Here is a 6,304-nt window from a genome sequence, read left to right as displayed (position 1 = left end):
CGGTGGAGGTGACGCGGCTGTTGCGCATGCTGGGCGTGGGTACCGACGTGCTGCGCGGCTTTGGCGTGGTGCTTTTGCTGACGGCCGGTCTGAGTGTCTTCATTGCCTTGTGGAATGCAGTGCGCGAGCGCCGGGCTGATCTGGCCATGCTGCGCATGCTGGGTGCCAGCCCGGTCAAGGTGGCGGGGCTGCTCCTGTGCGAGGCGCTGTGGCTGGCCTTGCTGGCCTCAGCCCTTGGCTTGCTGGGCGGCCACCTCTTGACAGGTCTGGTAGGCTGGATGCTGCAGGCAGAAAAGTCACTGCCCGTGACTGCCTGGGTCTGGGTGCCGGCTGAGGCCTGGATTCCCGGTGCGGCGGTACTGGTGGCGGGTTTGGCGGCGTTGTTGCCCGCTTTCAGTGCCTACCGGGTTGACGCCGGCCAACTTTTGAACTCAAGGTGAATAGATGAAAAAAATGATTCTGGCCATCGTATCCATGGCCCTCTCTGCTACTGTTTGCATAGCAGCTGAAACCCATGGCGACAAGGAAACGAAGGCCGATATTGCCCGTCACCGCGCCATGGCTGCCGCGCACGAGGCCGCCGCCAAATGTCTGGAGTCGGGCAAAAAAGAAGATGTGTGTGCCAGGGAACTTCAGGCTGCCTGCAAGGGTCTGGCCATAGGCAAGTCTTGTGGAATGAAACATGAACATTAAATTTTCAGCTTTTTTGCTGGCCGCGCTGGCGTTTGCTGCCCAGGCCCAGCTGAGTTCGCCGATTGCGGGAGGTCTTCCCGCCGGCACGGGTCCGGGCGTGCACAGCCCGAACAGCCCCTTTGCGCCCCTGCCGGATCGTGCCGATGTGGTGCCCTGGTCCGTGCTGACCGAGGTCAAGACCAAGGCGGTGAAAACCCGTCTGCTACCCGCGTTCCCCGCTGCGGTGCAGGCCCTGAACGACAAAACCCAGCGCATTCAGGGCTTCATGATGCCACTGGATCCGGGCGAGAAACAAAAGCATTTCTTGCTCAGTTCGGTGCCGCTGACCTGCTCGTTTTGCGTGCCCGGCGGTCCTGAGAGCATGGTCGAGGTCAAGACCAGGACCCCGGTCAAATACTCTTTGGAACCCGTGACCGTGGAGGGAAAATTCGCCGTCCTGAACGATGACCCCTACGGTCTCTACTACCGCATCACCGACGCGGTGGGTGTGAAGTAGTCAAACTTCCGGGCTGATGCTGCAAAACCGTTGGAGCCAACCCTGGGCCGGCGTCCAGATGGGTCTGCTCGTGCTCGTTTTGCTGTTCAACCAAACCCTGGGTCTTCTTCACGGCACGGTGCATGGCCCCACGAATGGGACCGTCACCTCAGCGGTGATGGCGATCCCGCCTGCGATCGACACCCACAAGGCCGATAGTCTGATCGGCCGATTGTTTGGGGGCCATCAAGCGGAATCGGACTGCCGTTTGTTTGATCAGGCCAGTCACCTGGACGCCATGCCGGGCGTGCCCGTGGTGGTTCTGCCGCTGGTGCTGCAAGCTTCTGTTTTTTCTGTTCTTGCGGGCCTGGCTGTGGCCCGCTGGCATGCGCTGTTCCAGGCGCGTGGCCCACCTTCGTTTCGCTGAATCCCTCTCCCGTGTGCAAGTGACTGCTGCCGACCTGGTTGTCGGCGGGCGCTTGCGTCTGTTCGATTCAACGAAGCAATCTCATGAAAAAATTCTCGCTCGCCCTTATGTCCATGGGTTCTCTGTCTGCTGCGACTGTGCTCGCCCAATCGCCGCCGGCTGCCACGCTGGCACCGGTCACCATTACCGGGAATCCGCTGGGCGCTACTGATTTGATAGCTCCCGCCTCACAGTATTCGGGGGGCGAGCTGCTATTTCGCTCCAAATCCACGCTGGGTGAAACGCTGGACGGCACACCCGGCATCAGCAGTACCTACTTTGGTCCCAATGCGAGTCGCCCGGTCATTCGCGGTCTGGATGGAGACCGCATTCGCATTCTGAGCAACGGTGGCGCCATGGTGGATGCCTCCAGCCTGAGCTACGACCATGCCGGTACTACAGATCCCCTGAGTATCGAGCGCATTGAAGTGCTGCGCGGCCCCGGCGCACTGCAGTACGGCGGCAGCGCCGTGGGGGGTGTGGTCAATGTGATCGACAACCGCATCCCGCGCGAAGCCCTGTTTGACGCCCAGGGTGGCGTGGGCGGCAAGGCGGATTTTGGCCTGGCCAGTGGCAACGCCGAGAAGTCAGCCGGTTTTTTGCTGGAAGCGGGCACTGACCGGTATGCCTTGCACCTTGACGCGTTCAATCGCAACACGGGGGATGTGTCGGTGCCTGTTTCGCTGGCTTGCACCAGGTCGGGCGCAGCCGCTCTGGGTCGGAAAATATGTAACTCGGCCAGCGACACACGGGGTGCGGCCTTGGGCGCTTCGGTGTTCTTTGCGCAGGGCTATCTGGGTGCTTCGCTCAGCGGCTTTCGCAGTGATTACGGCACCGTGGCGGAAGACGCTGTGACGATTGGCATGCAATCAGATCGCCTTGCTCTGGAAGGCGAAGTGCGCGGCCTCAGTGGCCCGTTCCAGAGCGTGAAAGGGCAGTTGGGGCGCAGCGTGTACCAGCACACTGAATTCGAGGGTGCCACCGCGGGCACTTTGTTCAGAAACAGTGGCAATGCTTTGCGACTTGAAGCCCGCCATGCCCGTTGGGGGGCGCTGGAGGGCCTGATGGGCCTGCAGGCCGATAGCACGCGCTTTTCGGCCGATGGCGACGAAGCTTTTGCCCCCTACAGCCAGACGCGCCAGACTGCTTTGTTTATTCATGAGGAACTGGCGACCGGCTGGGGCCGCCTGAGCGCGGGTGCGCGAATGGAGTCGGTCAATGTGGCATCCACGGGCAACCCCACTGTGGCCCGGTTCACGCCGGCAAGCCGCAGCTTTTCACCCTCGAGCTATGCCCTGGGTGCCTTGTGGAACACGGCGCCGGGCTGGCAGCTCACGTCCAACCTGGCTTACACGCAGCGGGCACCCAAAGACTATGAGCTGTTTGCCGATGGCCCTCATCTGGCCACCCACGCCTATGAACTTGGCAATGCCCATCTGGCGCCAGAGCAGTCCACCAATCTGGATGTGGGGGTGAACTGGCAGCGTGGTGCCCACCGATTTGCCATCGGCGCGTTTGTGAATCACTTCAACAATTACATCTCGCAGGAAGCAACGGGCTTTCAGCGCGACACACAGGGCAATGGCGCAGGCGGGGCGGGGGTGACCGATTGCGGCGACGGCACATCGGTTGAATCCGGTTGTGTTGCATCCCTGTTGCCTGAATACGCCTACACCGCAGTACAGGCCCGCTTTTCCGGCCTGGAGGCCAGCGCCAGCGTGCGACTGCTGGACGGCGCGCGCACGTTGGACCTGGAGCTGCGCGGCGATCTTGTGCATGCGGCAAATGCCCGAACCGGGCAGCCCTTGCCGCGCATTGCGCCAGCGCGCCTGGGTGCCACGCTTTTGTGGGCGAACGGTCCCTGGAGTGCGCGCCTGGGCGCAAGCCACGCAGCCGCACAAACCGATGTGCCCGCAGGGCAGCTGAGCACCAGGGCCTACACCCTGTGGAACGCCTTGGTGGCCTACCGTGTCAAGGAGGGTGCTGTGAACATGCTGTGGTTTGCCAGGCTTGACAACCTGAGCGACACGCTGGCCTACTCCGCCACGTCCATCCTGACCCAAACTGCCGCAGGCAAGGCGCCGCTACCGGGGCGCAGTGTCAAAGCGGGGCTGCAGGTGAGCTTCTAGACCTGGCGACATCCTCAGACCCGCAGCAGGTACACATTGTGTGTGCCGTTCTTGCCTTTGATGGTGATGCCGCTGCGCAGCTCAAAATCAAAATGGTCTTTGGTCAGCGCATGGCTGGACTCCGAGAGCTGGATGCGCCCGGGCAGGCCGTGCGACTCCATGCGTGAGGCCACGTTGACCACATCGCCCCAGACATCAAACACCTGGCGCGACTGGCCGATGACCCCGGCCACCAGCTCGCCCGAGGCGATGCCGATGCGCAGGTCAATGCCCTCGAAGTCGTGCGCCACGGCCAGCATCTCCTGCGCCAACGCCACCAGCACGCGGGCGTGGTCGGGGTTGGACTCCGGCACACCGGCGGCCACCATGTAGGCATCGCCAATGGTCTTGATTTTGGTCAGGCCGCTTTGCTCCACGCAGCGGTCAAAGCGGGAGAAGATTTCCGAGAGCATCTTGACCAGCGCCTCGGCGCTCATGCGCTCGGTGATGCCGGTGAAGCCCACGATATCGGCAAACAGCACCGAGCAGTTGGCATGGCGTTCGGCGAAGGTTTCGCCACTGGCGAGCAGGCGCTCGGCGATCACCTTGGGGAACATGCCGCTCACCATGGTCACAAAGCGGTTGTTGGCGCTGTGCAGATAGCTCTCCATGCGGTTGATGTCGCCCACAAAGATATGCAGCAAAAAATACAGAATGCCTAGCCCGAGAGTGCACACCGTCCAGACCGGTGGCCGCTGGCTGTCGGGCAGCAGGTAGGGCGTGATGATGCCGCCCTTGCTGCTGGCCAGCCACACGAAAGCGGCTATGCAGATCAAGGGGATGCCATGGTGCAGCCACGGCGGCTCATTTTTCAGAACAAAGTAAGAGCCCAAGGCCAGCGCTGGAAAGTAGTAGTGCATGGAGCGCGCCATTTGTCCCGTGGGAATGTCAATGATGATCGCGTTGAACAGGAAGATCAGCAGCAGGCTGATGACCAGTCCAATGGTCGCGACTCGTAGCCGCCCGGCACGCACCAGAACACTCAGGGTCAATCCCAGCACCACAAACAGGACATTCACGGCAATCAGGGCAAACTCCGCGCGAAGGGCGAAGAAAATCCCGAAGACCGTGCCGAAGAAGATCAGCAAACCGCTGCATGCGAACACCATCACGCGCACACGCCGCATGTAGGTGACGTCCAGATCACGGGCGATCAGAAATCTTTGTTGTTCCTGGGCGGTTGAAATCATGGTGTCAGGCGTCGGGTGGTCATGGCATTACGCGGGGCACAACAGGTACACATTGTGTGTGCCGTTCTTGCCTTTGATGGTGATGCCGCTGCGCAGCTCAAAATCAAAATGGTCTTTGGTCAGCGCATGGCTGGACTCCGAGAGCTGGATGCGCCCGGGCAGGCCGTGCGACTCCATGCGTGAGGCCACGTTGACCACATCGCCCCAGACATCAAACACCTGGCGCGACTGGCCGATGACCCCGGCCACCAGCTCGCCCGAGGCGATGCCGATGCGCAGGTCAATGCCCTCGAAGTCGTGCGCCACGGCCAGCATCTCCTGCGCCAACGCCACCAGCACGCGGGCGTGGTCGGGGTTGGACTCCGGCACACCGGCGGCCACCATGTAGGCATCGCCAATGGTCTTGATTTTGGTCAGGCCGCTTTGCTCCACGCAGCGGTCAAAGCGGGAGAAGATTTCCGAGAGCATCTTGACCAGCGCCTCGGCGCTCATGCGCTCGGTGATGCCGGTGAAGCCCACGATATCGGCAAACAGCACCGAGCAGTTGGCATGGCGTTCGGCGAAGGTTTCGCCACTGGCGAGCAGGCGCTCGGCGATCACCTTGGGGAACATGCCGCTCACCATGGTCACAAAGCGGTTGTTGGCGCTGTGCAGATAGCTCTCCATGCGGTTGATGTCGCCCACAAAGATGTGCACCAGCAAATACAAAATTCCCATGGCCGCAAAGTTGTTCACCCAGGTGCCGCCGGCGCGTACGCTATCGGGCACGGCATACCGGGTCGACATGCCGAAATCGGTCCCGGCAAAAAATACGGTGACTATCAGGCAGGCCACCGGGAAGCCATGCTTGAGCCAGTTGTTTTCATTCTTCAGCATCAGGTAGGTCGCCACCGCCAGGGGAATCAGAAAATGATGCGCCGATCGGGGTATGTCGGCACTGGGCAAGTCCATGAAGCTCGCCATGCTGACAATCACCACAAAAAGAATGCTGGCCAGCCATATCGATGCCGCGCGCAGATGCTGCCGGCTGACCAGCAGGGTGGCCACGATACCGGCGAGCATCAGGATACCTTCGGCGGCAGCAATCAACCATTCACTCTGAAATGCAAAGAAAACGCCATAGCCCAATCCAATCAGGATCAGAAGCGCACTACTGGCAATGACCATCACTCGGACCCTACGGGTATGGGTGGTGCGCAGATCGTGCAGGACCATGTAGGCCGCTGCAGCGTCATCAATAAGTTTCATTCGGGAAGTATCCCTGAGACCCTTGAGCTCAGTCAAGTTTGAGTGCCGGGCCAGCAATGTCTGT

At 61.3% G+C, this 6,304-nt stretch carries 7 protein-coding genes; 5 read left to right on the top strand and 2 right to left on the bottom strand.

What is annotated here, in order from left to right; translation table 11 throughout:
- From IV109_RS13950 to IV109_RS13930, 5 genes are all read left to right on the top strand, one after another.
- Positions 1-440 (top strand): FtsX-like permease family protein (locus tag IV109_RS13950; protein ID WP_296697463.1); only part of this gene is annotated, 440 nt, incomplete at its 5' end.
- A gap of 13 nt (positions 441-453) precedes the next feature.
- Positions 454-693, top strand: a complete 240-nt coding sequence (locus IV109_RS13945) for a hypothetical protein (protein WP_296697473.1) — start codon at positions 454-456, stop codon at positions 691-693.
- Complete coding sequence (locus tag IV109_RS13940) at positions 683-1,189, top strand: DUF3299 domain-containing protein (RefSeq protein WP_296697460.1); 507 nt, start codon at positions 683-685, stop codon at positions 1,187-1,189. Before IV109_RS13945 ends, IV109_RS13940 begins: the two co-directional genes overlap by 11 nt.
- Before the next feature lie 16 nt (positions 1,190-1,205).
- Positions 1,206-1,595 (top strand): hypothetical protein, encoded by a 390-nt coding sequence (locus tag IV109_RS13935; protein WP_296697457.1) that lies wholly within the window; start codon positions 1,206-1,208, stop codon positions 1,593-1,595.
- Between the two features lie 83 nt (positions 1,596-1,678).
- Positions 1,679-3,763, top strand: coding sequence for a TonB-dependent receptor (locus tag IV109_RS13930; protein WP_296697455.1), 2,085 nt, complete (start codon positions 1,679-1,681; stop codon positions 3,761-3,763).
- 14 nt (positions 3,764-3,777) lie between these two features.
- Here IV109_RS13930 and IV109_RS13925 read toward each other — a convergent pair whose 3' ends face one another.
- Positions 3,778-4,992: an adenylate/guanylate cyclase domain-containing protein gene (locus IV109_RS13925; RefSeq protein ID WP_296697453.1), complete on the bottom strand. Its 1,215-nt coding sequence runs from the start codon at positions 4,990-4,992 to the stop codon at positions 3,778-3,780.
- A 27-nt stretch (positions 4,993-5,019) separates the two neighbouring features.
- Positions 5,020-6,240 carry an adenylate/guanylate cyclase domain-containing protein gene (locus IV109_RS13920; protein WP_296697451.1) on the bottom strand — a complete coding sequence of 407 codons (1,221 nt, stop codon included), beginning with the start codon at positions 6,238-6,240 and terminating at the stop codon, positions 5,020-5,022.
- Positions 6,241-6,304: the final 64 nt, after the last annotated feature.

This window comes from Rhodoferax sp. (genome assembly GCF_018780565.1).
Lineage (GTDB): Bacteria > Pseudomonadota > Gammaproteobacteria > Burkholderiales > Burkholderiaceae_C > Rhodoferax.
This window is presented reverse-complemented; position numbering and strand designations above follow the sequence as displayed.